Source organism: Xenorhabdus littoralis, assembly GCF_033949345.1.
Lineage (GTDB): Bacteria > Pseudomonadota > Gammaproteobacteria > Enterobacterales > Enterobacteriaceae > Xenorhabdus > Xenorhabdus littoralis.
On record NZ_VCDP01000067.1, the window covers coordinates 27,798 to 53,557 of the forward strand.

Here is a 25,760-nt window from a genome sequence, read left to right on the forward strand (position 1 = left end):
TATAGGTGAAAAATGAATGACAATATAACTTTGCTGCATGGCGGTCATCATGCCCGTAAATCTCCTGCGCGCATAACAGCCAGAGATAGAATGCAACCTTCTTTGCTTGACAAGCTCACCGATAATTTCCCCAACAAGAAAAAAGAAGCGATCAATGATTATCTTCTGTCACACGGTACATTGAGAAAGAATTTACTCCGGGATTTACAATGGTTACTCAACAGTATCAATAAGGAATCTCAGCAAGACATTTCTCTTTTTCCAGAGATCATCCGCTCTACTTATAATTTTGGTTTAACATCCTTGGCCGGTAAAAATATATCTGATGTCGAATGGAATGATATTAAAAATAAGATCATTAGTGCCATTCATGTTTTTGAACCGCGTATTATTCCCGATGAACTTGAGGTTAATTGCATTTCAGATATAAATTCCCTGTCGTTATACAATATATTATCCATAGAAATAAAAGGATTTTTATGGTGTATTCCCTGGCCCCTTGAATTTATTTTCCGCAGTGATATCGATCTGGAAAATGGTTATTTTGTCATGAAAGAAGAAGGATAATAAACTCAGGAGGAATAATGGACAGTAAGCTACTGGAATATTACAACCGGGAGCTGATGTATTTACGTGAAATGGGCAAAGAGTTTGCTGATCGCTATCCAAAAATAGCTAACAGGCTTGGAATGCACGGCATTGATGTTGCTGATCCTTATATTGAACGTCTGATGGAAGGTTTTGCTTTCCTGACTTCCCGCATTCAATTAAAAATGGATGCCGAATTTCAGCATTTTTCCCAGCACTTACTGGAGATGTTATATCCCAACTATCTGGCCCCAACACCCTCTATGGCTATCACTGAACTTTATCCTGACTTGAGTAAAGGTGATATCAGCCACGGATTTTTAGTGCCTCGTGGCACTATTATGCTTTGCCAAACACTGAAAAAAGAAGGAATTACTTTCCAGTACTCCACCACTCAAGATGTGATTTTACAACCACTGAGTTTGCAAAAAGTTGAGCTTGGCAAGATCCCGGCCAATCTTCCTCTTATGGGACTAAATCTTCATCAATATGGTGCTGTCAATGCCTTGCGTATCAGACTTGTCTGTCAGGGAAGATTTTTTCTCAATGAGCTCAATCTGAACAAACTGACATTTTTTCTTTCAGGGCCAGATATTCAGTCCCAGAAATTACTGGAATTGATTATGGAACACTCGGTTGGCATGGTATGCCAAACTTTGGGCGAAACGCCACAATATCAAGTGCTACCTGATATTTCACCACACCATGAAGGGTTTGAAGATAATCAGGCTCTTTTACCCAATGATTCCCGTAATTTCAGCGGTTATCGCCAAGTCCAAGAATATTTTGCCTTTCCGGCGCGTTTCCGATTTTTCAGTATTCGTGGTATGCAATCTTTGCTGGAAAAAACAGAAAAAGAGAATGAATTTGAACTGATTCTACTTTTGGACAAAATCGACAGTCATTTGGAGAGTTTGGTTGATACTTCCTATCTGGCGTTGAACTGTACTCCTGTGATTAATCTGTTCCCCAAAGTGACTGAACGCGTCACTATTGATGAAAGCACGAATGAATATCATCTGGTCGTGGATAATATCCGGCCACTGGATTATGAAATTTTCTCTGTGCAACGTTTGCATGGCGTCGATGCACAACAAAAATCAGAACGTGAGTTTCGCCCTTTTTGGTCAACTAACAGTGACGACAAGGGAAATTACGGTGCTTATTTTTCCCTGCGCCGTGATCCCCGCATTTTATCTGAGCATGCTCATCACTATGGAATGCGTACCAGCTATATCGGCACAGAAACATTTATTTCAATTGTTGATGAGCACCATTCGCCATGGCCTAATGCATTAAAGTATTTGAGTGCCGAAATTATGTGCACTAACCGCGATCTGCCTGCAATGCTGCGACAGCAGGATATCAGCAGCTTTGCTATGTTGGATTCCATTCCCATCAGTCAGATTGAATTTATTAAAAGACCAACTATTCCACGCCTTGCTCTGGCACAAGGCTCAATCTCATGGAAATTAATTAGCCAACTTCAAATTAACTACATGAATTTTATGGATAAAGACTCCAAAGAAGGAACGCAGGCATTACGACAATTATTAAGCCTCTATGCCAATGTTGCAGAACCGGCAGTGATACGCCAAATCAATGGAATACGCCACTGCTCATTAAAGGAAATCTATCGCAGGGTTCCCGCCCCAGGTCCCGTGGCTTTCGTCCGTGGGATCAGCATTAAGCTGGAAGTGAATGAACAAGAGTTTGCCGGCACCAGCCCATGGCTTTTGGGTAGTGTTCTGGAAAAATTATTCTCGCGTCTGGTGACCATGAATTCATTTATCGAAATGTCACTGTATAGCCAACAACGTGGGCAGATCGGTTTTTGGCCTGCTCGTATAGGTAATAAGAAATTAATATAAGAGATAATAGAAAAGAGACATATGGATATGGATATGAATACAGACATTATCGCCATTCATCGTGTATGCCGCTTGCCAGATAATTTTTGGCAACAGCTAACTCAAACACCGTGGCAATTCGATTTGTTTCAGACTCTACGACGCATTGATGCCCAGTGCGGGGAATATTATAAGCTCGGAACTGCCCCGTTGCCGCGATACGAATCTCTACGTTTGGGGCAAAAAGCATCAATGATATTTGCTCCCTCGACAATCGCAGAAACTAAGATACAGAAAAATGCAAAATTATATGAACTCCTCATTTACAGCTTCGGATTATTCGGTCCCAATGGACCATTGCCACTACATCTGACTGAATATGCCTATTCTCGGGAATATAATTATCACGACCCGACGTTGGGGGCTTTTGCCAATATATTTCATCATCGGCTGATACAGCTGTTCTATCGTTCCTGGGCGGATGCACAACCCACATCATCACTAGACAGACCAGATAATCAGCGGTTTTGCCATTATTTAGCCAGCCTGATAGGTATGGGATTACCCGCTCAACAAAATCATGAAGCTACCAGCAACCATGCAAGTTATGCACTTTCCGGCCATCTTTCCCGTCAAGGGCATAGTGCGGAAGGACTGGAGAAAATCCTGATCTTTTATTTCAGGGTCCCCGTAAAAATCACCCAGAATATTCCACAATGGTTACAAATTGAAACTCAGGATCAGGCCAGATTAACAGCAGGGCGTTATATGCCACGTTTAGGGCAATCTACATTTTTGGGAACGGCGGTATATGATATGCAGCACAAATTCCGCATTGAAATAGGGCCACTAACACGAACAGAATATGACATGTTTCTTCCCGGGCAATCTAAGTCGCAGCAATTACGTGATTGGGTCTATCAGTATTTGGGCATTGAGTATGCCTGGGATATTAAGTTGATACTTAATAAAACAGCCATAACCGAGATGCATTTGTCAGATCCGATAAAATTAGGCCTGAATAGCTGGCTTGGGAAAGTAACAAGACCAAGCCATTATGATGATTTAATCTATAATCCAGAATTTCCCGGAACAAACCCAAGCCAATTAGCCTCTGGTTAAATTCTCCCATATACCCAATAGATTTCGAGTTGCCGCTTGAAAGACGGGTATAAACACAACTATTGCGGGTTATATTTATGTCAGAAATCAGCCGTTCTGTGCTCTTTGGTAAACTCAACCGAGTCTTATTTACTTCATTGGAAAATGCCACAACATTCTGCAAATTACGTAGTAATCCTTATGTTGAACTGGTGCATTGGCTACACCAGCTTATGCAGCAACAAAATAATGACTTCCGGCTGATTATCCGCCATTTTGCGCTGGATGAATCCGGTCTGACAAAGGATATTGTTGCAGCACTGGATCGCCTGCCTCGCGGAGCCAGCACAATCTCTGATCTCTCCGAACACATTGACAGCTCCGTAGAACGGGCCTGGGTATATGGCTCATTGAAATTCGGTGTTGACAAGATCCGGAGTGCGCATTGGTTGATTGGTCTATTAAAAACGTTCAATTTACACAATACGCTGAAAGCTATTTCCCCACAGTTTGACCGGATTAATACTGATTCATTGATAGATAATTTCAATGCCATATGCGGTAGCAGTGATGAAAATGCAGAAAATACCGCAGCATCTCCCGATACTCAGCCAGCAAAGCAACAAACATCTAAACAAACATCTAAACAAACATCTAATAATGCATTGCAACAATACGGGCAAGAGTTAACGGCCCGTGCCCGCAATGGCGATATTGATCCCGTATCTGGACGCGATGAAGAAATCCGCCAGATTATCGATATTCTGATGCGTCGCCGCCAAAATAACCCCCTACTGACAGGAGAGGCCGGAGTTGGTAAAACTGCCGTTATTGAAGGGCTGGCGTTGCGGATCGCAGCAAACGATGTTCCACCACCTCTGCAAAATGTTCAACTCTGGTTATTGGATATTGGCATGTTGCAGGCGGGTGCCGGTGTCAGAGGTGAATTCGAATCCCGCTTGCGCAAAGTGATTGATGAAGTGCAATCAAGCCCGATATCTATCATTCTGTTTATTGATGAAATTCATACTCTGATTGGTGCAGGAGGACAACAGGGAACCGGTGATGCAGCCAATTTGTTAAAACCCGCATTAGCCAGAGGTCAGTTACGGACTCTTGGAGCTACCACATGGTCAGAATACAAAAAATATATTGAAAAAGATCCCGCTCTCACTCGTCGTTTTCAAGTTGTCCAAGTCCATGAACCCGATGAATCCAAAGCGCTACTGATGCTTCGTAGTCTGGTGAATACTCTGGAAAAACATCACCATGTTCTTTTACTGGATGAAGCTGTTGAAGCGGCTGTACGTCTCTCACATCGCTATATTCCATCCCGCCAGTTACCCGATAAAGCAGTGGCTTTGCTAGATACGGCTTGCGCCAGAGTTGCTATTAGTCAACATGCAGAACCACCCCAGCTGGAAAATTGCCGCCATCAAATTGATGCCCTGAAAACGGAGTTGGAGATTATCGAACGGGAATCCAGAGTAGGCGTCGGCGATCAGCAACGTTCAAACGCTATCCTCAGCAAACTGTCCACTAAATTATCTATATTGGAAGAAGAACGAAAAAAACTGGAAAACCGCTGGCAACAAGAACTCGCTCTGGTTGATAAAATTATTGACCTGCGAATCCGGTTAAATGAGCCGCAGCACAGCGATACTAATATCCTCCATACTGAGCTGACAGAAATACAACAACAATTGAAGGCTGTGCAGGGAAATACTCCCCTTATCTTTTCCTCAGTAGACAGCAATGTCGTTTCCGCCATTGTTTCTGACTGGACGGGTATTCCTCTTAGTCGCATGGTAAAAGACGAAATTGAAGCTGTATTACAGTTGGCTGACACACTTAACCAACGTGTTATCGGTCAATATCATGCGCTGGAATTAATAGCAAAACGGGTACGCACTTCACGCGCCAAATTAGATGATCCCAATAAACCTGTTGGTGTCTTCATGCTCTGTGGTCCCTCTGGGGTCGGTAAGACTGAAACAGCCCTGGCATTAGCAGAAACACTCTATGGTGGTGAACAGAATCTGATTACCATCAATATGAGTGAATTTCAGGAAGCTCACACCGTATCCACTTTAAAAGGTGCCCCTCCGGGCTATGTTGGCTATGGTGAAGGCGGGGTATTGACAGAAGCGGTTCGCCGTCGCCCTTATAGTGTGGTATTGCTGGATGAAATTGAAAAAGCCCATCCAGATGTTCATGAGATTTTCTTTCAGGTTTTTGACAAAGGCTGGATGGAAGATGGTGAAGGTCGCCACATTGATTTCCGCAATACCATCATCATCCTGACATCCAATGTCGGAGCTGATTTCATCAGTTCACTATGTTTGCAACAAGATCCCAGCCCAGATCCGGAAAAACTCAGTACAGCACTGCGAAAACCACTACTGGACGTATTTCCCGCCGCCTTACTGGGACGTTTGTTAGTTATTCCCTACTATCCATTAAATGATGAAGTCATGACAAGCATCGTTCACCTGCAATTAGCGCGAATTAAAAAACGTTTGCTGGATAATCATTGCATTACCGCCACATTCGATAATGCAATGGTTCAACATATTGTCAGTCGATGCACAGAAATCGAATCAGGTGGCCGTATGGTAGATGCCATACTGACCAACACTCTGCTGCCGCAAATCAGTCAACACCTGCTTTCTGCCAGCGCCAATGATCAACAATATCATCAGTTACATGTATCTCTTGAACAAGGTAAGTTTCAATTTAAGTTCATGGATTAAGAGACTCCATACCATGTCAAAATCTAATAATAACCATTGTAATTATAATCACTCTCCCCTTTATGCATTGCCGATCGGGTACTGTTTTAATGAGTTTGAAATCGAAAAAATCATTAATAAAGACGAACTTGGTATTGTATATCGTGCTTGGGATCATCGACTGAATTGCATGATTGCTATCAAAGAATACATCCCCTCTTTTCTGGTAAAACGGGAGCAAGACTTAGAACTCAAACTACGTAAAGGGAGTTTCCAAAAAAGATATCAAACCGGGCTGACACGTTTTATACAAGAAGCCCATGTTATGAGTTATTTCCATCATCCATGCCTGCCATTTTTTCTCCGCTTATGGCAAAACAACCATACGGCGTATATTGCAACGCCTTTTTATGATGGTATGACGTTAAAAACATTGCAGGCAGTACAGCCAAAAATGATCAATCAACGCTGGATCTGCAATATCTTGTATCCTTTACTTGATGCAATCAACACACTCCATCAGGCGGGTTATCTACACTGTGATATCTCACCGGATACTATTTTGATTCAGGAAGATGGCGTACCCATCCTGTTTGATTTCAGTTCAACAAGGAAAATAACTGACCGATTATCGGATGAGTTTGAAGTCACTATAAGACCGGGCTTTACGCCAATCGAGCACTACACCAACAATGAAGAAGAAGATCAGCAAGGAGCGTGGACAGATATTTATGCTCTGGGGGCAACTCTCTACACCCTGATTACAGGCTGCCCTCCCCCGGTCAGCATTGTGCGTAATATTGAAGATAACTACCAATCCTTGGTCAAACTTCGCCCTGAGGGTTATTCATTCTCATTTTTACACGCCATTGACTGTACTCTGGCTCTTCAGCCTTCGGAACGTCCAATGAGCATTTCCGAATTAATAACTCTGATGGAATCATCCACCGGAGAATCATCTCCATCCCTGACATTATCTGGTTCTGGCGCTCTATCAGATATATTGACCCCTACACGCCTTCTGTAGGTTCAAGTAACGCGTGATAAATGAATGATCAATAATCAATGATGAATAGATTTTTTCAATCTATTCATCATGTTCATGTTATTCATCAGCTTCAAGTTCAACTGAGTGTTTCTTACCACTCAGGCCATATTCACGTAATTTATTGGCAATGGCTGTGTGAGAAACACCCAGTCGTTTTGCAAGTTTCCGTGTGCTCGGATAATGGCGGTAGAGGCGTGTCAATACAGAGCGCTCGAACCGCTTACTGATGTCATCCAAAGATCCCACAAGGACATCTTCATTAAATGCCATCTCTGTCTCTAACGCCGGTAACTGAATATCCTGTGGACATAATTTGTTACTTTCAAGCTGAGTTAATGCATGATAGATGGCATTGCGCAGTTGTCTCACATTCCCAGGCCAATGATAAGCACACAAGAATTGTGCTAAGTCATGAGAAAATTTAGGCTTCTCCAAACCTTGTTCTTCTGCAAAACGCGTCACAAAGTAATCTGTCAGTGGCATAATGTCCGCCTGACGCTCCCGTAAAGGAGGTAATGTGATGGTTAAGACATTCAACCGATAGTAGAGATCCTCACGGAATTCTCCTTTTTGTACCAACTCAACCAAGTTCTTCTGAGTCGCACAGATAATCCGGACATTCACTTTAACTTCATTATCTTCACCAACACGGCGGAATGTTCCGTCATTCAAGAAACGAAGCAATTTGATCTGCATCTGCGGGGACATTTCTCCGATTTCATCTAATAAAACCGTACCGCCATTAGCTTGTTCAAAAAATCCTTTTTTCCCTTCCAGGGCGTTAGGATAGGCTCCCGCCGCATAACCAAATAATTCACTTTCTACAACATCGTCTGGCAGGGAAGCACAATTCAGACCAAGAAACGGCTGAGTTCCCCTTGCACTTCGAAGATGGCAGGCTTTGGCAAATTCATCTTTTCCTGTTCCTGTCTCACCGATAAGCAGTAAAGGAGCATCAAGCATCGCCATTTTACGCGCCTGCTCAACGAGCTGAGCCATTTTAGGGCTGGCAGCCACGATTGGTTCAAAAGCACCATTATCATTGACAATTAATTTTTTCTGTTGCGAAGCCGAATTTCCCGCTGAACGCAGCATAATCACGGCACCCACACATCTAACAACCTGATTTTCATCCGTTAACTGCATAGGAATTATATCCATCACATAATCCCGTCCTTCAACGGCTAAATGTGCCGAATGAGATTGATGCGTTTCACTTTCAAGCCAGCGCAGGAAATTGTAATTACTAATCAGATGACCAATGTTTTTTTGACTGACCTTATCTTTACAGAGACTAAACAGTGCCAGAGCAGCCTGATTAGCCAGCTCGATACTGCCTTTCATATCAATAGAAAAAATAGGCTCAGGAACCGATTCCAGCAGTGTCCACATTGCCCTATGCTCTTTCTCTGATGGCATAAAGGCAACTGTCCGGACATCAATCACACCGTTAATGCGACGGATTTCCGCCATCAATAAACGAAATGTGTTGAAATCAATTTGAGTAAAATTAAGGTAAATACGACGTGTAGGAGAAATTTCTATTCCTTTCAGGTCAATATTTCGTAAAACCAGTAAATCAAGTAACTCTCGAGTTAACCCAATCCGATCCTGACAAGTAACTTCCAATCGCATTATTCTGACCTTATTTACACGATGTTCATAACTGGCTGAAATGTTACCCGTTACAGTGCAATAGATGAAGCCCTTGTCAGCAAAAGTTTACAATAAAGTAAGATGTCAAGCAGAAGTGACAAATGTACTTTTAAGCTGAGTCAATAACTGATGGCGAAAATCACCCAGTTTCGGTTTATCACCTTCTATCCACGGCAAAGGACGACACAGTTCCATTGCTTTGATGCCCAGACGTGCTGTAAGTAATCCGGCTCCAATTCCCTGTGCGGCGCGAGCCGAAAGCCGGGCAGCAATGTCTTGTGACAACCAGTCCATCCCCACTTCTCTCACTAATTCTGAAGCCCCAGCAAAGGCGATATTTAGCAACACTAACCGAAACAAGCGAATACGGCTGAAATAACCTAATTCAATTCCATACAGTGCCGCAATACGGTTAATAAGACGAATATTGCGCCAGGCAATAAAAGCCATATCCACAATAGCCAACGGACTGACCGCAATCATCAGGGCAGATTCCGCCGCAGAGCGACCGATCTCTTTTTTAGCCTGTGCATCCAGAACAGGCTGAACCAGTTTGCTGTATAACATAACGATTTCACGATCATTATGAGTTTCATTAACAGCCGTCTGCCAACGCTGTAACGCCGGATGCTGTTGCCCTATTCCCGCTTGTTCTGCCAATTTTTCACAAAATTGACGTCCCTTGCCGATGCCGTGGCTTTGTAATAAGTTCTTCGCTATATCGCGTTCTTCTGTACGCAGACGTAAGTGATAGAGGCGTCGCCACTCCCTTATCATCGCGCCTATTGCCGCAAAAATAATCATACTACCCGCAGCAGCGACGCCCAGTGCAATCCAATTGTTTTGCTGCCACGATTGGTAAATCCACTGCACGAATTGTGCAATGACACTGACACCTAACAATAACACTGCGCCGGAAAAAATTTTTCGCCAAAAGCTACGCTTTGGTTTCAGTGCTGCATTCAATGCGCCTTCAAATTCACTTTCTTGATCTTCCGCTTCCAGTTCTGGCTGGACTGGATAGAATGCCTTCTCTTGTCCATTAAAATCTTTTTTCGATCGCAATAACGGCTCTGACGATGTTTGTGCAAGATCGTCAAAATCAATTCTCGGCTTTAAAGGATCGGTCATGTTAATTTGTCTCCCAGTAGAAATTCCATCGCACTATCCATGCGAATATGGGGTAACGGTGTATCGACATTGACTTGTCTTGGCCGGAATGATTCAAAATTAAATCCTTGTTTCTGCCAAAACTCATTATTCGGCAAACGTTGCGGCACTTCACCGGGAAAGAATGTCAGTAATTTATCATCTGACAGACGATGCCCCTTAATGGCAGGGGTTTTTTCACCATCATGGAGTACAACGCCACTTTCTGTTGCCTGAACAGATGCAAGCCCTACACAATCCATGTTTATCCCTTCAAAAGCCGCGTTTTGCCACGCTTCCTGTACTAATTGCTGTAAAAGGGAAACAAGATTGGCGTGTTGATCCACCGTAATATGATCAGCTTTACTGGCCGCAAACATTAATTTATCAATACAAGGTGAGAATAAACGGCGGAACAGGGTACGTTTCCCATAATGGAAGCTTTGCATAAGCTGCGTCAAGGCGAGTCGCATATCGTTAAATGCCTGTGGGCCACTGTTCAATGGCTGCAAACAATCCACCAACACAATTTGCCTATCAAAGCGAAGAAAATACTCTTTATAGAATCCTTTGACAATATGCTCACAATAGTAGGCAAAACGTTCCCGCAACATGCCGAGATTAGTACGTTTGTCCGCTTTTGCTAATTGCAGCTCTCCGACCCTGTCAATATCCGGCCAGGGGAAAAATTGCAATGCCGGTGCTCCGGCTAAATCACCCGGTAATATAAAACGGCCGGGTTGGATAAAATGTAATCCTTGCTGTTTACACTGATGTAAATAATCGGTGTAAGCCTGAGCGATTCTGGCAAGTAAGTTTTCATCGGCTGGGGCTAACGGATCACACTGTTTACATAATTCCAGCCACGGTTTGGCCAAATTGGCTCTTGCGCCTTTAAGCAATCCATTCATATGTCGTGACCACGCCAGATAATTTTGTTCCAGCATGGGCAAATCCAGCAACCATTCTCCCGGATAATCGACTATCTCCAAATAAAGAGTCGAGGTTTCTTTAATATAACGAAGTAGAGAATCTTCAGAGCGATAACGCAACGCCAAGCGAATTTCACTTACACCGCGTGTCGGTATCGGCCAATAAGGTGGGGTATCGTGTAATGCTGCGATGTTCTCATCATAAGAAAATCGGGGAACACCAAAATCTCGTTGCGGGACTCTCTTTACTCCCAGCAATCGCCCATCACGCACAGCAGAAAACAGTGGTAATCTGGCTCCGCTGTGGACATGAAGTAATTGATTCACTAAAGAGGTAATAAATGCGGTTTTTCCACTGCGACTCAATCCTGTTACCGCCAGTCGCAAATGGCGATCCATTCCACGATTAACAAGGGCTGTCAATTCGTTTTGCAATCGTTTCATGTTTCTCCTAAATGGGACACCGTAGCTCGGTTTAACCCGGCCTGTAACACCAGCATAATGATTAACATTATTCCCACTGTCACTGGCCAGATTTCATTTTTCTATTTATCAAATTTAGAATTATCAAATTTAGAATTATCAAATTTAGCGTATTAAATTTATGACTTCACGTTATCGACTCTCTAGAGGTTGCGAAAACGGCTGCGCACACTGTAAGTATCAGAAGTAATATAACGCTCCATCTGACGCAGACGGGTTTCCCCCGCTCTCAATTGATAGTCTACTTCATCCAGCATTTTCTGTGCTGATGCTGATGGCTCTCTATTTTTTTCCTCTGACAGATATCCCGCAGGTGCGGGATCCATGACAAAGGTCAAGATAATATAAGCCAATACCGTTATGCCAAATAATCCAAAGAACAGCGATAATACCGTGATGGTGCGGATAAGCGGAACAGGCACGTTAAAATAGTCTGCCAGCCCGGCACAAACCCCTTTCACCATTCCTTGTTCTGGCATACGGTACAGTTTCCGGCGGTATGTATTCGACATTATGACTGTCTCCAGTTCGGATGTTCTGCATCAAGGATATCTTCCAGCGTTTTAATCCGTTCCTGCATACGCCGTGCGTTCTCTGTCAATTGCTCTAAACGCTGAATTTCATTGCTCCCTAACTGACCTCGGTTTACGTTCTGGTTGTTATAATGTAGCCACAGCCAGATTGGTAAGACAAACAGCACAAAAATGGTCAGCGGAATCAAAAGAAATAATAAATAGCCCATTATCTTTCCTTAGTTGTACATGACAGATGTCATCATTGTGGATCTTTGCTACTCATTTTAGCTTTCAAAGCCTCAAGTTGTGCACTGATTTCATCATCTGCTTTCAATTCTGCAAATTGCTGTTCGAGTGACTTTTGTTTACCCAGCCCGACGGATTCTGCCTCCGCTTCCATGTGATCTATCCTGCGCTCAAACTGTTCGAAGCGCGCCATTGCTTCATCTATTTTACCGCTGTCCAGCTGACGACGTACTTCGCGGGAAGATGCCGTCGCCTGATGGCGCAAGGTCAATGACTGTTGTCTTGAACGTGCTTCTATTAATTTGTTTTCCAGTTCGGTGACTTCACCTTTAATACGCTCAAGGGTTTCATTCAGAATAGACAGTTCATTTTTTAACGTTTCAATCAAACTACTCACTTTTTGTTTTTCAATCAACGCCGCACGGGCTAAATCTTCTTTGTCTTTACTCAGTGCCAGCTCGGCTTTTTCCTGCCAGCCATCAATCTGGCTTTCACCCATGCTGATACGGCGCTGAAGCTGTTTTTTCTCTGCCAGTGTGCGGGCTGAGGTTGAGCGAATTTCTACCAACGTGTCTTCCATTTCCTGAATCATCAAACGAACCATTTTCTGTGGATCTTCAGCTTTATCCAGCAGAGAAGAGATGTTGGCGTTCACGATATCAGCAAAGCGAGAAAAAATACCCATAGTTATAAACCTCTTTCATTAGAATGTATGTACGTTATGCCTGTGTACTGTTAAAACGGATACAAGATACACGGTGAGACATTTAATTAAATACAAGATGCGTGCCAACTTTTATATCTTACTTATCCGATTGAAATTACTTAAATAATTTTTCTTTAACTTTTTATCATAATAAGTTAACGTAGTTAAATTGACCAACTATTGGTGAAAAATACCATGTCTGAGTTCATTGATAACCTATTAGGTGAAGCCAACTGTTTTATTGAAATTCTGGAACAAGTCTCTGCACTGGCAAAGTTAAACAAACCTGCTTTAGTTCTGGGAGAGCGGGGAACGGGAAAGGAACTCATCGCCCGTCGTTTGCACTATCTTTCTCCACGTTGGCAAGGCCCCTTCATTTCTCTGAACTGTGCTGCGCTCAATGAAAATCTGCTTGATTCAGAGCTGTTTGGTCACGAGGCAGGTTCCTTTACAGGTGCTCATTCAAAGCATCAAGGGCGCTTTGAACGGGCGGATGGCGGGACGCTGTTTCTTGATGAACTGGCCACTGCCCCCATGCAGGTACAGGAGAAGTTACTCCGCGTCATTGAATATGGTCATTTGGAACGTGTAGGCGGTAACCAATCATTACAGGTAGATGTACGCCTGATTTGTGCAACCAATGAAGATTTACCCGCAATGGCCGCTAGCGGCAGGTTCAGGGCTGATTTGCTCGACAGACTTGCATTTGATGTGGTTCAAATCCCCCCATTACGCCAACGGCAACAAGATATTATGTTACTGGCACAGAATTTTGCGATCCAAATGTGTCGTGAATTGAACCTGCCATTCTTCCCCGGATTTACCGATGATGCCAAACAACAATTACTCTCTTATCATTGGCCCGGCAACGTTCGTGAGTTAAAAAATGTGATAGAGCGTTCCATTTATCGTCACGGCGATAATGAAAATGAATTAAATACTATTATTATCAATCCGTTTTCTCCCTCACAACGAACCATTTCATCTCCCTCTATTCCGCCATCCACTAAGCCATCCACGAATGGTGAAATCACGGATTATTCACTCCCTCAATTGCCTCTCGATTTAAGGCAGTGGCAGAATCATAGTGAACGGCTTCTGATTATACAGGCGTTGGCAGACAGTCAATTCAATCAAAAAAAAGCCGCTGAAAAGCTCAATCTGACTTACCACCAGCTACGTGGGTTAATCAAAAAACACCATATTACTGATTGATATAAAAGCAGCTCTTTGAAATCAGGTAGGTTTGGTGGGCATAGCTTTGAGCATAGTTCTGGGAATAGTTCTGGGAATAGTTCTGGGAATAGTTCTGGGCATAGTTCAAAAGCTAAAAGGATAAAAAAATAGCCGGCACCCGAGCCGGCTAATAAAAAAATACTGGAAGCAATGTGAGCAATGTCGTGCCTTTTCCGAAAGATGACTTACTTCTTATTGCAAATAAATCTTGCAAGAAAGTATCGCAAGGAGTCTCTCTGAGAGCACGATGCAAATGATAATGTTTATCAATAGTATTTGTAAAGCGTTTTATTGAGAACTTTTCTCATTGCCGTGATCTGATCGTAGTTTTTGAGCAAAAAGCGCCAATTAAGTTACAATAGCCGGACTCTTTTTTATGACTGAAGTTTTATATGCGAAATTTGATTTACTTGATCATATTATTGCTATCAACCCCTGCTCTGGGGGCTGAGGATACTATTCCCAAACCGATTCCAAAAATTATTAAGACTACTCCGGAAACTATTAAGGCAGCGACCCCTGAGTCTCTTAGGGCGGTTCCTGAATCGAAACTTAACGGTGCATCGGAAAATCTGTCTCATCTTTCGACCGATTTACGTCAGAATGGCTTTATTTATTGCGTTAATGGCAACCTGAATACATTTAATCCACAAATGGCGATCAGTGGGCTGACCGTGGATACCCTTGCCGCACAAATTTATAATCGTCTGCTGGGGGTTGATCCCCTTACCTATCGTTTGATTCCTGAACTGGCTTCTAACTGGGAAGTCCGGGACAACGGAGCAACTTATCGATTTTACCTGCGCCATAATGTTACTTTCCAAACGACAGATTGGTTTACACCGACCCGCACCATGAACGCGGATGATGTGATTTTCAGCTTCCGTCGTGTCCTTGTTAAAACGCACTACTATCATGATGTCAATGGCGGGCACTATCCCTATTTTGATAGTTTGCAATTTGGTGATTCAGTCCAGGACATTCGAAAAATTGATAAGTATACCGTCGAATTTCGCCTTAAATCCCCCGATGCTTCCTTTATCTGGCATCTGGCAACACACTATGCGCCTATACTGTCCCAGGAGTATGCTGAAAAATTACATCAAATGAATCGGCAGGCACAAATAGACTGGAAACCCGTTGGTACAGGTCCTTTCATGCTGGAAGATTATCGGGTGGAGCAATTTATCCGTCTTGTTCGCCACGATAAATATTGGAAAGGCAAATCCCCCATGGAACAGGTCGTTATAGATACTGGCGCAGGTGGTACAGGCAGAATATCAAAACTGCTTACAGGTGAATGCGATGTATTGGCTTATCCCGATGCCAACCAGTGGAATATCCTGCATGATGATCCAAACCTGCGTCAGGCCCTGCGTTCAGGCATGAATATTGCGTACCTTGCATTTAATACCAGCAAACCACCATTGAATAAACTGGAAGTTCGTCAGGCAATTGCTTATGCCATCAATAACCAGCGCCTGATGAAATCCATTTATTATGGCACCGCGGAAACCGCAGCATCTATTTTACCCCGTGCATCATGGGCGTATGATAATCGAGCCGAAATCACCGAATACAATCCTGAAAAATCCCGCGCTATGTTAAACAAATTGGGATTAAACGGACTGGAATTAACACTATGGGTTCCGACTGCGTCACAGTCCTATAACCCAAGTCCCCTGAAAATGGCTGAACTCATTCAAGCCGATTTGGCTCAAGTCGGGATTAAGATGTCCATTCGTCCTGTTGAAGGCCGTTTTCAGGAAAATAAATTGATGGACAAAACCCACGATATGACTTTGGCAGGCTGGTCCACTGACAGTAACGATCCAGACAGTTTTTTCCGTCCATTACTGAGCTGCGCCGCCATCGCATCCCAAACGAATCTGAGCCGGTGGTGTGATCCGGATTTTGATGATGCACTTCATCAGGCTTTATTAAATCAGCAGCTTGCATCACGCATCAAAAATTATCAGGTTGCACAAGAAATTCTCGCGCAACAATTACCTGTACTACCATTAGCTTATTCAATGCGCTTACAGATATTTCGTTATAACATTAAGGGATTGGTTTTAAGTCCATTTGGCAACAGCTCTTTTGGCAATGTGTATCGCGAACAGGAAACGTCTGCTCCTGCTGAAAATAAAAAGGAAAGCAAATGATTATTTATATCCTGCGTCGTTTGCTGCTTCTGGTTGTGACGCTGTTTTTTCTTTCATTAATCAGTTTCAGCCTGATGTACTTTACACCTAATGGCCCTTTGAGTGGTGCATCATTGATAGATGCTTATGTATTCTATTTTCGTAGCCTGCTTCAATGGGATTTTGGTGTTTCCAACATTAATGGCATACGGATTATTGATCAATTGTATGAAGTTCTCCCTGCCACTATGGAACTCTGTATTCTCTCTTTTTCCATCGCGTTGCTTATCGGGATACCTCTTGGGATTATCGCGGGTGTCTGGCGTAACAAAAAAGTAGATATCTTTATCAGCACATTCGCTCTATTCGGTTTTTCCATCCCGGTCTTTTGGCTGGCCCTACTATTGACCCTCCTCTTTTCACTTTACTTGGGATGGCTGCCGGTTTCGGGGCGATTTGATTTACTTTACCGGATGGAGCCGGTCACGGGTTCGGCACTGATTGACGCCTGGCTGTCAAAGGCGCCTTATCGCAATGAAATGATCATGAGCGTAATTTTACATATGGTTCTGCCTGTTATTACTCTGGCTGTTGCTCCCATGACCGAAGTCATTCGTTTGATGCGTAATAGTGCCGAGGAAGTATCTGCCGCGAACTATATTAAATCGGCAGCAACACGGGGATTATCGCGGCTGACCATCATCCGTCGCCATCTGTTGCATAATGCTTTGCCACCCATTATTCCCAAACTGGGATTGCAATTTTCAACCATGCTTACGCTGGCTATGGTAACAGAACAAGTGTTTAACTGGCCCGGTTTAGGGCGTTGGCTCATCAGCGCTATTCGCCAACAAGATTATGCCGCTATCTCTGCTGGCGTCATGGTGGTGGGAACATTGGTTATCTTTGTTAATGTGCTGACAGATATTATTGGGGCGATGGCTACCCCCCTGAAGCATAAGGAATGGTATGCCCTTAGATAACTTTTACCGGGAAAAGAAAATGCCTTCGCCACTGAAAGTTATCTGGCGATTTTTCTATTCTGACATATTGGCAATGACTGGCTTTTATGGCGTACTGATTTTAATTGCATTGAGCTTACTGGGAAACTATCTCGCCCCATACCGGCTTGATCAGCAATTTTTGGATCAACTTATGCCTCCTTCATGGTCCCACCACGGTAATGTCGCTTTCTTCCTTGGAACAGACGATCTCGGGCGTGATATCTTCAGCCGTCTGTTGATTGGCACATCGTCCACATTCGGATCTGCATTGGTTGTCACCGCTGCGGCGGCCATTGTCGGATTAATCATCGGTAGCCTTGCCGGAATAACCCACGGTTTTAAGTCCGCGATTCTCAATCATATTCTTGATACTTTGCTCTCTATTCCATCACTGCTGTTGGCTATGATTGTCGTTGCTTTCGTTGGTGCCAGTCTGCAACATGCTATGATTGCGGTCTGGCTGGCGTTGCTGCCAAGAATAGTGCGCACCATTTATACGGCTGTACATGATGAATTGGATAAAGAATATATTATTGCGGCACGCCTTGATGGTGCTTCAAATTATCATATTTTGCGTTATGCCGTTTTACCTAATATCACTGCGGTTATCGTCAGCGAGTTAACCCGCGCGCTCTCCATCGCTATCCTTGATATTGCTGCATTAGGCTTTCTCGATCTTGGTGCGCAATTACCATCACCTGAATGGGGAGCCATGTTGGGAGATTCATTGGAATTGATCTATGCTGCACCATGGACCGTCATGTTACCGGGAGCTGCAATTATGCTTAGTGTCCTACTGGTAAACTTATTGGGTGACGGTCTCCACCGTGCCATTAACGCAGGAGTCGAATGATGCCATTGCTCGATATTCGAAACCTTACCATTGAGTTCATGACGGCAGAAGGCCCCGTCAAAGCCGTTGAGCGGATGAGTATTTCACTGACAGAAGGTGAAATACTTGGGCTGGCTGGCGAATCAGGCTCCGGTAAAAGTTTGATTGCCAAAGCAATATGTGGTGTAACAAAAGATAATCTGAACGTAACCGCAGACCGTTTTCGCTTTAATGACATTGATTTATTGCGCCTGACGCCAAGAGAACGCCGTAAAGTGATTGGTCACAATATCTCAATGATTTTTCAGGAACCACAGTCATGTCTCGATCCATCAGAAAATGTTGGTAAGCAGCTTATCCAGTCTATCCCGGGCTGGACATTCAAAGGCCGTTGGTGGCAGAGATTTAATTGGCGAAAACGCCGGGCGATTGAATTACTTCATCGTGTTGGCATCAAAGATCACAATGATATCATGCGCTGTTATCCTTACGAGTTAACGGAGGGTGAATGTCAGAAAGTGATGATTGCTATTGCCCTTGCCAATCAGCCACGACTGTTGATTGCCGATGAACCGACCAATGCAATGGAGCCAACGACTCAGGCGCAGATATTCCGCTTGCTGTCGAGCTTAAATCAGAACAACAACATGACCATCCTACTAATCAGCCATGACATACAGATGATGAGTAAGCTGGTTAAACGCATTAATATGCTCTATTGCGGCCAAACCGTGGAAAGTGCTACGCCTGATGAATTGCTGGTAAGGCCTTATCATCCCTATACGCAAGCGCTGATCCGTTCAATTCCTGATTTTGGTAGCCCACTGCCACATAAAAGTCGGTTAAATACGCTGCCCGGTGCCATTCCATCACTGGAACATCTACCGATAGGTTGCCGTTTGGGACCGCGTTGCCCTTACGCCCAGAAAACCTGTATTGAAACCCCTCGGTTACGGGTGATTAAGAATCATGCATTCGCCTGCCATTTCCCCTTGAATATTGAGGAATCGTAAGTGGTTGAGACATTATTGGAAGTCAAAAATCTGACGAAAACATTTCGCTACCGAACAGAGCTTTTTCGTCATTTTCATCTTGATGCCGTAAAGCCTGTGAGCTTCACTTTACAGCCTAAAAAAACGCTGGCCATCATTGGTGCAAATGGCTCAGGAAAGTCCACACTGGCAAGAATGCTATCAGGAGTTATTGAACCGACTTCGGGTGAAATCATGATTAATGGCAATAAGATGGCTTATGGAGATTATAGCTATCGTAGTCAACGCATCCGCATGATTTTCCAAGATCCGAGCACTTCATTAAATCCTCGTCAGCGTATTGGTCAGATTCTGGATATGCCGTTAATCCTGAATACGGAACTGTCCCCTTCCAAACGGGAGAAACGAATTCATCAGACATTACGTCAAGTTGGTTTATTACCGGATCATGCTAACCATTATCCGCACATGCTCGCCTCGGGACAAAAACAACGCGTGGCTCTGGCGCGAGCATTGATATTACAACCACAAATCATTGTCGCAGACGAAGCATTGGCTTCTCTTGATATGTCCATTCGTTCGCAAATCATTAATTTGATGCTGGAGCTACAGGAAGAGCACGGTATTTCGTATATCTATGTAACCCAACATCTGGGAATGATGAAACATATCAGTGATCAGGTGCTGGTGATGCATCAGGGGGAAGTTGTTGAGCGAGGTAATACAGCAGAAGTACTGGCTTCTCCACTTCATGATATTACGCGCAAATTGATAGCCAGCCATTTCGGTGAAGCACTGACTGCGGAAGCTTGGCGACAGGATATCGTGTGACGGCTCTCCGCCCGTACTGAGCGAAGGTTTACGGCGGATTCCACAATATTTTAATTATAGTTGGGTGTATTCTATCCACTGATCGGAACAGCGAGGGAAACTCACCACATTTCTCTCCGGCATGATAGAATTGTCCCCTGTTTATTAAAAATAAACACTGCCGTCGTATTGGGTATATTATTTTTTGTTACTTATGACTGTTAGTGTTTGACCACAAAGAACTATTTCGTTCACAAAGAACAATAAGGATACTGCTATGGGTTTCATGACCGGCAAGCGCATTCTCATTACTGGCGTCGCCAGCAAATTGTCTATCGCTTATGGAATTGCCAAAGCAATGCACGAACAAGGTGCTGAGTTGGCTTTTACCTACCAAAATGACAAATTGAAACCTCGTGTTGAAGAATTCGCTGCATCACTGAATTCAAATATCGTTCTGCCATGTGATGTGGCTGAAGATGAAAGCATTGATGCATTGTTCGCCGAGTTAAGCAAAGTATGGCCTAAATTTGACGGATTCGTTCACTCCATCGGTTATGCGCCAGCCGATCAACTTGATGGTGACTATGTTAATGCTGTCAGTCGTGAAGGCTTCAAAATTGCACATGATATCAGCGCATACAGTTTCGTTGCGATGGCAAAATCTTGCCGTGGCATGCTGAATCCTAATTCTGCCCTGCTCACTCTGAGCTATCTGGGGGCAGAACGTGCGATCCCTAACTACAACGTAATGGGTCTGGCGAAAGCCTCTCTGGAAGCGAACGTGCGTTATATGGCAAATGCAATGGGTCCTGAAGGCATCCGTGTCAACGGTATCTCTGCTGGCCCGATTCGTACTCTGGCTGCATCCGGTATCAAGGATTTCCGTAAGATGCTGGCTCACTGTGAGGCAGTCACACCTATTCGCCGTACTGTAACAACAGAAGATGTTGGTAATTCAGCTGCATTCCTGTGTTCTGATCTGGCTGGTGGTGTTACAGGTGAAATTCTGCACGTTGACGGTGGTTTCAGCATCGCTGCCATGAATGAGTTGGAACTGAAGTAATAACTCATTGATATATTGAGACAACCCCAGCCATAAAGATTATGGTTGGGGGTTGTCCTTTTTTCTAATTTCCAATTCTCGGTTCCCAACATCAATTTCGCCTTGACTCTCCCAGACATCGACCTGTTTTAAAAGCGGAAGGAATAATTTAAATCTGGCTGTAACTGCTTCCGGTACAGTGACTTAGTGAGCATATTTATTCAGAACATATCAGTTAATATAATCACGAGTTACCGGAAGCATGGCTTCACTGCAAATCTCAGAGTCAGTCTATTTGTACCGCATGAAATTGATGTTCTGGATTAACCATCTTATCTTGAGCAGCAACAAGCTGTAATTCAAACGCCTCACTCTTTTGCGTTTCCAGCATAACCTCATAAACGGCGGCTGTAATATGCTCTAACGCAGATTGCAGTGCAAGATTTGTCAAAGATGGGCTTTTCAATAAATTGACAAGGAACAAACCACTGGTTAAATCACCAATACCAACAGGTTGACGCTCCCCGGTATCAATCAATGGACGACTGATATGCCAACTATGCTCTTTAGTCACCAGAAGCATTTCAAAGCAATCTTCTCGATAGCCCGCGCGACTCAGATGTTTAACTAACACGATTTTAGGGCCTTTCTCACATAATTCACGGGCAGCGGATACGGCTTGTTCTACATTTTCGATTTTTCGCATACTCAGTGTTTCAAGCTCCAGTAAATTAGGCGCAAGAATGTCACTGACAGGTAATGCTTTCTCACTCAAGAATTCAGCAACACCTGATGCGACAATACACCCTTTTTCCGGATGTCCCATGACAGGATCACAGAAATACCAAGCATCGGGGTTAGCTTGCTTAACCTGTTTCACGATATCAAGGATATAATTACCCTGTTCAGCAGAACCAATATAGCCACTCAACACTGCATTACAGGACGCTAATTTATTAATTTCCCCAATCCCCAGCACGATTTCCGCCAAATGTTCTGGGGACATCACACAGCCACGCCATTGAGGATATTGAGTGTGGTTAGAAAATTGCACCGTATTTAGTGGCCATACGTTCACCCCCATACGACACATTGGAAAAACCGACGCACTATTTCCTGCATGACCAAAGACAACATGAGACTGAATTGAAAGAATGTTTTTCATGATAAGACCTGGTTTATTATTTTTAAGATTCATGAATACATTAAGGGCAACATTTCTGTTGCCCTTATTAACACCTTTATGGATTATTTCCAGTTGATAAGGCAATAATGTTTTTTACCACGACGTAATAAAGTATAACGCTCAAACAAACGATCACCATCCGCAAACACATACATTGGCTCAGATTGTTTTTCACCATTGATGGAGACCGCATTAGAACTGATCATGGTTCGCGCCTGCCCGCGGGAAGGAACAAACTCAGCAGTGACCAGTGCCTGTTGTAAATCAGCCCCTTTTTCAAGTTCAATCGCTGGCATACCATCTTGTGCCAATTGCGCAAGATCATCTTCGGTCAGGTCAGATACAACTCCGGAGAATAAACTTTCAGTGATGCGTTTCGCAGCAGTCAGACCTGCTTCCCCATGCACCATACCTGTCACCTGCTCTGCCAATACGTATTGGGCGCGTGGAGCTTTACCACTATTCTTATCTTCTTCTTCCAGCGCATTGATTTCTTCAATACTCATGAAGGTGAAAAATTTCAAGAAACGGTAAACATCGGAATCTGCTGTGTTAATCCAGAACTGGTAGAATTTGTATGGGCTGGTTTTCTTTGGGTCCAACCAAACAGCGCCACCTTCAGTCTTACCGAATTTAGTTCCATCTGATTTGGTGATCAGTGGCACTGTTATACCAAATACTTGTTTCTGGTGTAGACGACGAGTCAAATCAATACCTGAAGTAATGTTGCCCCACTGATCTGAACCCCCGATCTGCAATTCAACACCGTATTTACCATTCAGGTTAGCAAAGTCATATGACTGTAACAGGTTATAAGAAAATTCTGTGTAAGAGATACCAACATCATCACGGTTCAAACGTTGTTTTACAGCTTCTTTGTTAATCATCTGGTTAACGGAGAAATGCTTACCGATATCACGCAGGAAAGTCAGCACATCCATTTCACCAAACCACTCATAATTGTTGGCCAGCTCCGCGCCATTTTCACCATCAAAACTGAGGAATGGTGAAACCTGCTTGCGAATTTTCTCAACCCACTCTTTAACTGTATCTTCTGTGTTTAATTTGCGTTCAGTTGCTTTAAAGCTTGGATCGCCAATCAAACCTGTCGCACCACCGACCAACGCAACAGGCTTGTGCCCAGCAAGTTGGAATCGTTTTAAACACAGCAAGGGAACCAGATGGCCCAAATGCAAGCTATCAGCGGTAGGATCGAAGCCACAATAGAGAGAAACCGGACCTTGCGCCAGTCTCTCAGCTAACGCCTCTTCATCCGTTACTTGGGCAACAAGGCCCCGCTCTTGCAGTTGTTTAATCAGGTTATTGCTAGACATCAATGACTCCATCAGTTTGTATACTTTGCCTATATATCTATATATACCCTTTGCCTTTCAAGTTGCCGCTTTGTTGGCGGCAACCCCAAATCTATTGGGTATAAGTATCTCGTTATAAATTACGTGCTATAGCATAAAACGCCAGTAATATAAGTGCCAGTATTAAAAATGGTTATTAGTACTGTTAAGGAGCCAGACGATCAACATGCCATTCATCACCTTCACGCCGATACAAAAAACGATCATGAAGACGATTGGCTCCTCCCTGCCAAAATTCCACCGAATCAAATTCGACTTTAAATCCCCCCCAGAAACTTGGCAAAGGAACCTCACCATTCTGGAATTTTTGTTTCAATTCCAAAAATTTCCCTTCCAAAATGCCTCTGGCAGAAATCCGCGAAGATTGCTGAGAAGCCCAAGCTGCAATTTGACTGTCTCTCGGACGACTATGGAAATATTTGACTACTTCAGTTGGAGATAATTTTTCAGCCTTACCGAGAAAATTGACCTGCCGCTCGAGTTGATACCATGGGAAATGAAGGCTGATCCGGTTATTCTGAGCCAAGTGTTTCGCCTTTCTACTGCCAAGGTTGGTATAAAAAATCAGGCTGCGAGCGTCAAAATGTTTTAATAGCACAATACGCTGGTAAGGCTGACCATGTTCGTCTACCGTAGCAATACACATTGCGGTTGGATCGCTGAGTTTGGCTTCACAAGCCTGTTTAAACCAATGCTCAAAAAGTTCAATCGGTTCTTTCGTAAGATCTTTGCGCCTTAATCCGCCACGTATATATTCGCGGCGTAGTTCTGCAATAGCTGTTTCATTATGTTCTGACATTTCTAACTCTCGATTTTTTTAATGAGTATTAGCATATCATTGTTATCGGCCAGGTCACTATTAGCGGCTATATCCTTCATCTTTTAATTTGCTGCTTTGTCGGCGGCAACCCGAAATCCATTGGATACAAATGATGATTATATAACTACATCTAATTTCATCTAACTACAGGATAAATCGCCCCTAAGATCGTTTCTCTGTCCGCGCCTGTGACTGATGGCAAATTACCAGATAGTCCAGACATGGTTCTGAATGCCAACCAAGCAAATGCCAGTGCTTCCATATCATCACCACTTAATCCGTATTTGTCTGTTGTAGCAACTTCAGTGCCCGGTAATAAGGTAGATAGACGACTCATCACAAGTGGGTTTCGTGCTCCACCACCACAGACCAGAAGGCGATCACACCCACCACTCAACATGACTTGATTAACAATACTTACAGAAGTTAATTCAACCAACGTTGCCTGAACATCCACTGGTGCAAGATCAGAAAAATCAGCCAACTGTTTTTCCAGCCATGCCATATTAAAATATTCACGTCCGGTACTTTTTGGTGCAGTTCGTGCGAAATAAGGATCAGAAAGCATTTTTTGAAGTAAAGATTGATTGACCGTTCCTTCACTGGCCCACAATGCGTCTTTGTCATAAGGCAGTTGCTGATGGCGCCACGTCCAGGCATCCATCAGCATGTTACCAGGCCCGGTATCATATCCCTTAACAGCCGAATCAGGCAAAAGGGCGGAGATATTTGCTATACCACCAATATTCAGAATAATACGCCTTTCCGTTGGCTCTCCCAGTACAGCCATATGGAATGCAGGAACCAAAGGTGCTCCCTGACCACCATACGCCATATCACGTCGTCTGAAATCACCTACTGTTGTAATATCGGTAAGTGCTGCAACACGGTTATTGTCACCAATTTGCATGGTAAAAGGTTTTTCACCGTCGGGTTCGTGCCATACAGTCTGCCCATGACACCCGATTGCCGTAATATCACTTGCGGTCAGCCCTGCTTTATCCATTAATCCTTGTACTGCTTCCGCAAAAAGAGTACCGAGTTCGTAATCAAATCTTCCCACCATTGATAATGTCGTCTGTTGGCCCTGACAGATGGAAAGCAATTTTTGTTTAAGTTCCTGCGGAAAAGGATGGTTATAACTTACTTGCTGAACAACAGCTTTATCACTAATTTCCGCCAAAATAACATCAACTCCATCCATACTGGTACCAGACATCACACCAATATAACGCCCTGACTTCATAAATATTCCCCTATTTAAAGAATGGATTACATTTAGCGATTGGATTACATTTGATCTTGAACAAAC

At 43.6% G+C, this 25,760-nt stretch carries 22 protein-coding genes; 12 read left to right on the plus strand and 10 right to left on the minus strand.

Features of this window, described 5'->3' with window-relative positions:
* Nucleotides 1-12 precede the first annotated feature (12 nt).
* The 5 genes from FE394_RS15675 to FE394_RS15695 all read left to right on the plus strand — a co-directional run bounded on the left by FE394_RS15675 (nucleotide 13) and on the right by FE394_RS15695 (nucleotide 7,298).
* Nucleotides 13-567 (plus strand): type VI secretion system baseplate subunit TssE, encoded by a 555-nt coding sequence (locus FE394_RS15675; RefSeq protein ID WP_319927298.1) that lies wholly within the window; start codon nucleotides 13-15, stop codon nucleotides 565-567.
* Between the two features lie 17 nt (nucleotides 568-584).
* Nucleotides 585-2,459: a type VI secretion system baseplate subunit TssF gene (tssF, locus tag FE394_RS15680; RefSeq protein WP_319927299.1), complete on the plus strand. Its 1,875-nt coding sequence runs from the start codon at nucleotides 585-587 to the stop codon at nucleotides 2,457-2,459.
* 33 nt (nucleotides 2,460-2,492) lie between these two features.
* On the plus strand, nucleotides 2,493-3,560 hold the full coding sequence (gene tssG, locus FE394_RS15685) for a type VI secretion system baseplate subunit TssG (protein WP_319927300.1): 1,068 nt from the start codon (nucleotides 2,493-2,495) through the stop codon (nucleotides 3,558-3,560).
* A 77-nt stretch (nucleotides 3,561-3,637) separates the two neighbouring features.
* Nucleotides 3,638-6,292: a type VI secretion system ATPase TssH gene (tssH, locus tag FE394_RS15690; protein WP_319927301.1), complete on the plus strand. Its 2,655-nt coding sequence runs from the start codon at nucleotides 3,638-3,640 to the stop codon at nucleotides 6,290-6,292.
* A 13-nt stretch (nucleotides 6,293-6,305) separates the two neighbouring features.
* The gene (locus FE394_RS15695) at nucleotides 6,306-7,298 is read left to right on the plus strand and encodes a serine/threonine protein kinase (protein ID WP_319927302.1); all 993 of its coding nucleotides are present in this window, start codon (nucleotides 6,306-6,308) and stop codon (nucleotides 7,296-7,298) included.
* Between the two features lie 78 nt (nucleotides 7,299-7,376).
* Here FE394_RS15695 and tyrR read toward each other — a convergent pair whose 3' ends face one another.
* The 6 genes from tyrR to pspA all read right to left on the minus strand — a co-directional run bounded on the left by tyrR (nucleotide 7,377) and on the right by pspA (nucleotide 12,985).
* Nucleotides 7,377-8,954: a transcriptional regulator TyrR gene (tyrR, locus tag FE394_RS15700; protein ID WP_319927303.1), complete on the minus strand. Its 1,578-nt coding sequence runs from the start codon at nucleotides 8,952-8,954 to the stop codon at nucleotides 7,377-7,379.
* A gap of 105 nt (nucleotides 8,955-9,059) precedes the next feature.
* Entirely contained in the window at nucleotides 9,060-10,106 is a 1,047-nt protein-coding gene (locus FE394_RS15705; protein WP_319927304.1) for a YcjF family protein, read from the minus strand.
* Nucleotides 10,103-11,500 (minus strand): YcjX family GTP-binding protein, encoded by a 1,398-nt coding sequence (locus FE394_RS15710; RefSeq protein WP_319927305.1) that lies wholly within the window; start codon nucleotides 11,498-11,500, stop codon nucleotides 10,103-10,105. The genes FE394_RS15705 and FE394_RS15710 overlap by 4 nt, the downstream gene beginning before the upstream one ends.
* Before the next feature lie 182 nt (nucleotides 11,501-11,682).
* Complete coding sequence (gene pspC / locus FE394_RS15715) at nucleotides 11,683-12,051, minus strand: envelope stress response membrane protein PspC (RefSeq protein WP_319927306.1); 369 nt, start codon at nucleotides 12,049-12,051, stop codon at nucleotides 11,683-11,685.
* Nucleotides 12,051-12,281: an envelope stress response membrane protein PspB gene (gene pspB / locus FE394_RS15720; protein WP_319927307.1), complete on the minus strand. Its 231-nt coding sequence runs from the start codon at nucleotides 12,279-12,281 to the stop codon at nucleotides 12,051-12,053. Before pspB ends, pspC begins: the two co-directional genes overlap by 1 nt.
* A 32-nt stretch (nucleotides 12,282-12,313) precedes the next feature.
* Nucleotides 12,314-12,985, minus strand: coding sequence for a phage shock protein PspA (gene pspA / locus FE394_RS15725; protein WP_319927308.1), 672 nt, complete (start codon nucleotides 12,983-12,985; stop codon nucleotides 12,314-12,316).
* Between the two features lie 216 nt (nucleotides 12,986-13,201).
* Here pspA and pspF point away from each other — a divergent pair, with 216 nt between their 5' ends.
* From pspF to fabI, 7 genes are all read left to right on the plus strand, one after another.
* On the plus strand, nucleotides 13,202-14,221 hold the full coding sequence (gene pspF / locus FE394_RS15730) for a phage shock protein operon transcriptional activator (protein ID WP_319927309.1): 1,020 nt from the start codon (nucleotides 13,202-13,204) through the stop codon (nucleotides 14,219-14,221).
* 413 nt (nucleotides 14,222-14,634) lie between these two features.
* Nucleotides 14,635-16,407, plus strand: coding sequence for an ABC transporter substrate-binding protein SapA (gene sapA / locus FE394_RS15735; protein WP_319927310.1), 1,773 nt, complete (start codon nucleotides 14,635-14,637; stop codon nucleotides 16,405-16,407).
* Nucleotides 16,404-17,369 (plus strand): putrescine export ABC transporter permease SapB, encoded by a 966-nt coding sequence (sapB, locus tag FE394_RS15740; RefSeq protein ID WP_319927311.1) that lies wholly within the window; start codon nucleotides 16,404-16,406, stop codon nucleotides 17,367-17,369. The genes sapA and sapB overlap by 4 nt, the downstream gene beginning before the upstream one ends.
* Nucleotides 17,356-18,243: a putrescine export ABC transporter permease SapC gene (gene sapC / locus FE394_RS15745; RefSeq protein WP_319927312.1), complete on the plus strand. Its 888-nt coding sequence runs from the start codon at nucleotides 17,356-17,358 to the stop codon at nucleotides 18,241-18,243. The genes sapB and sapC overlap by 14 nt, the downstream gene beginning before the upstream one ends.
* The gene (gene sapD, locus FE394_RS15750) at nucleotides 18,243-19,235 is read left to right on the plus strand and encodes a putrescine export ABC transporter ATP-binding protein SapD (protein ID WP_319927347.1); all 993 of its coding nucleotides are present in this window, start codon (nucleotides 18,243-18,245) and stop codon (nucleotides 19,233-19,235) included. Before sapC ends, sapD begins: the two co-directional genes overlap by 1 nt.
* Complete coding sequence (gene sapF, locus FE394_RS15755; RefSeq protein WP_319927313.1) at nucleotides 19,236-20,045, plus strand: putrescine export ABC transporter ATP-binding protein SapF; 810 nt, start codon at nucleotides 19,236-19,238, stop codon at nucleotides 20,043-20,045.
* 256 nt (nucleotides 20,046-20,301) lie between these two features.
* Entirely contained in the window at nucleotides 20,302-21,090 is a 789-nt protein-coding gene (gene fabI, locus FE394_RS15760) for an enoyl-ACP reductase FabI (RefSeq protein WP_319927314.1), read from the plus strand.
* A gap of 265 nt (nucleotides 21,091-21,355) precedes the next feature.
* On the opposite strand, the gene pdxY is transcribed toward fabI, so the two are convergent.
* From pdxY to anmK, 4 genes are all read right to left on the minus strand, one after another.
* On the minus strand, nucleotides 21,356-22,234 hold the full coding sequence (gene pdxY, locus FE394_RS15765) for a pyridoxal kinase PdxY (protein ID WP_319927315.1): 879 nt from the start codon (nucleotides 22,232-22,234) through the stop codon (nucleotides 21,356-21,358).
* A gap of 83 nt (nucleotides 22,235-22,317) precedes the next feature.
* On the minus strand, nucleotides 22,318-23,589 hold the full coding sequence (tyrS, locus tag FE394_RS15770; protein ID WP_319927316.1) for a tyrosine--tRNA ligase: 1,272 nt from the start codon (nucleotides 23,587-23,589) through the stop codon (nucleotides 22,318-22,320).
* Between the two features lie 184 nt (nucleotides 23,590-23,773).
* Entirely contained in the window at nucleotides 23,774-24,427 is a 654-nt protein-coding gene (pdxH, locus tag FE394_RS15775) for a pyridoxamine 5'-phosphate oxidase (protein WP_319927317.1), read from the minus strand.
* 157 nt (nucleotides 24,428-24,584) lie between these two features.
* Nucleotides 24,585-25,694 carry an anhydro-N-acetylmuramic acid kinase gene (gene anmK, locus FE394_RS15780; RefSeq protein WP_319927318.1) on the minus strand — a complete coding sequence of 370 codons (1,110 nt, stop codon included), beginning with the start codon at nucleotides 25,692-25,694 and terminating at the stop codon, nucleotides 24,585-24,587.
* Nucleotides 25,695-25,760: the final 66 nt, after the last annotated feature.

Coding starts and splice junctions, on each gene's coding strand:
- FE394_RS15710 (WP_319927305.1), bottom strand. CDS start 11,500: ATGAAACGATTGCAAAACGAATTGACAGCCCTTGTTAATCGTGGAATG.
- sapD (WP_319927347.1), top strand. CDS start 18,243: ATGCCATTGCTCGATATTCGAAACCTTACCATTGAGTTCATGACGGCA.
- pdxH (WP_319927317.1), bottom strand. CDS start 24,427: ATGTCAGAACATAATGAAACAGCTATTGCAGAACTACGCCGCGAATAT.
- sapB (WP_319927311.1), top strand. CDS start 16,404: ATGATTATTTATATCCTGCGTCGTTTGCTGCTTCTGGTTGTGACGCTG.
- anmK (WP_319927318.1), bottom strand. CDS start 25,694: ATGAAGTCAGGGCGTTATATTGGTGTGATGTCTGGTACCAGTATGGAT.
- pdxY (WP_319927315.1), bottom strand. CDS start 22,234: ATGAAAAACATTCTTTCAATTCAGTCTCATGTTGTCTTTGGTCATGCA.
- sapA (WP_319927310.1), top strand. CDS start 14,635: ATGCGAAATTTGATTTACTTGATCATATTATTGCTATCAACCCCTGCT.
- pspB (WP_319927307.1), bottom strand. CDS start 12,281: ATGGGCTATTTATTATTTCTTTTGATTCCGCTGACCATTTTTGTGCTG.
- tssF (WP_319927299.1), top strand. CDS start 585: ATGGACAGTAAGCTACTGGAATATTACAACCGGGAGCTGATGTATTTA.
- pspA (WP_319927308.1), bottom strand. CDS start 12,985: ATGGGTATTTTTTCTCGCTTTGCTGATATCGTGAACGCCAACATCTCT.
- pspC (WP_319927306.1), bottom strand. CDS start 12,051: ATGTCGAATACATACCGCCGGAAACTGTACCGTATGCCAGAACAAGGA.
- sapC (WP_319927312.1), top strand. CDS start 17,356: ATGCCCTTAGATAACTTTTACCGGGAAAAGAAAATGCCTTCGCCACTG.
- tyrR (WP_319927303.1), bottom strand. CDS start 8,954: ATGCGATTGGAAGTTACTTGTCAGGATCGGATTGGGTTAACTCGAGAG.
- FE394_RS15695 (WP_319927302.1), top strand. CDS start 6,306: ATGTCAAAATCTAATAATAACCATTGTAATTATAATCACTCTCCCCTT.
- FE394_RS15675 (WP_319927298.1), top strand. CDS start 13: ATGAATGACAATATAACTTTGCTGCATGGCGGTCATCATGCCCGTAAA.
- pspF (WP_319927309.1), top strand. CDS start 13,202: ATGTCTGAGTTCATTGATAACCTATTAGGTGAAGCCAACTGTTTTATT.
- tssH (WP_319927301.1), top strand. CDS start 3,638: ATGTCAGAAATCAGCCGTTCTGTGCTCTTTGGTAAACTCAACCGAGTC.
- tyrS (WP_319927316.1), bottom strand. CDS start 23,589: ATGTCTAGCAATAACCTGATTAAACAACTGCAAGAGCGGGGCCTTGTT.
- tssG (WP_319927300.1), top strand. CDS start 2,493: ATGAATACAGACATTATCGCCATTCATCGTGTATGCCGCTTGCCAGAT.
- FE394_RS15705 (WP_319927304.1), bottom strand. CDS start 10,106: ATGACCGATCCTTTAAAGCCGAGAATTGATTTTGACGATCTTGCACAA.
- fabI (WP_319927314.1), top strand. CDS start 20,302: ATGGGTTTCATGACCGGCAAGCGCATTCTCATTACTGGCGTCGCCAGC.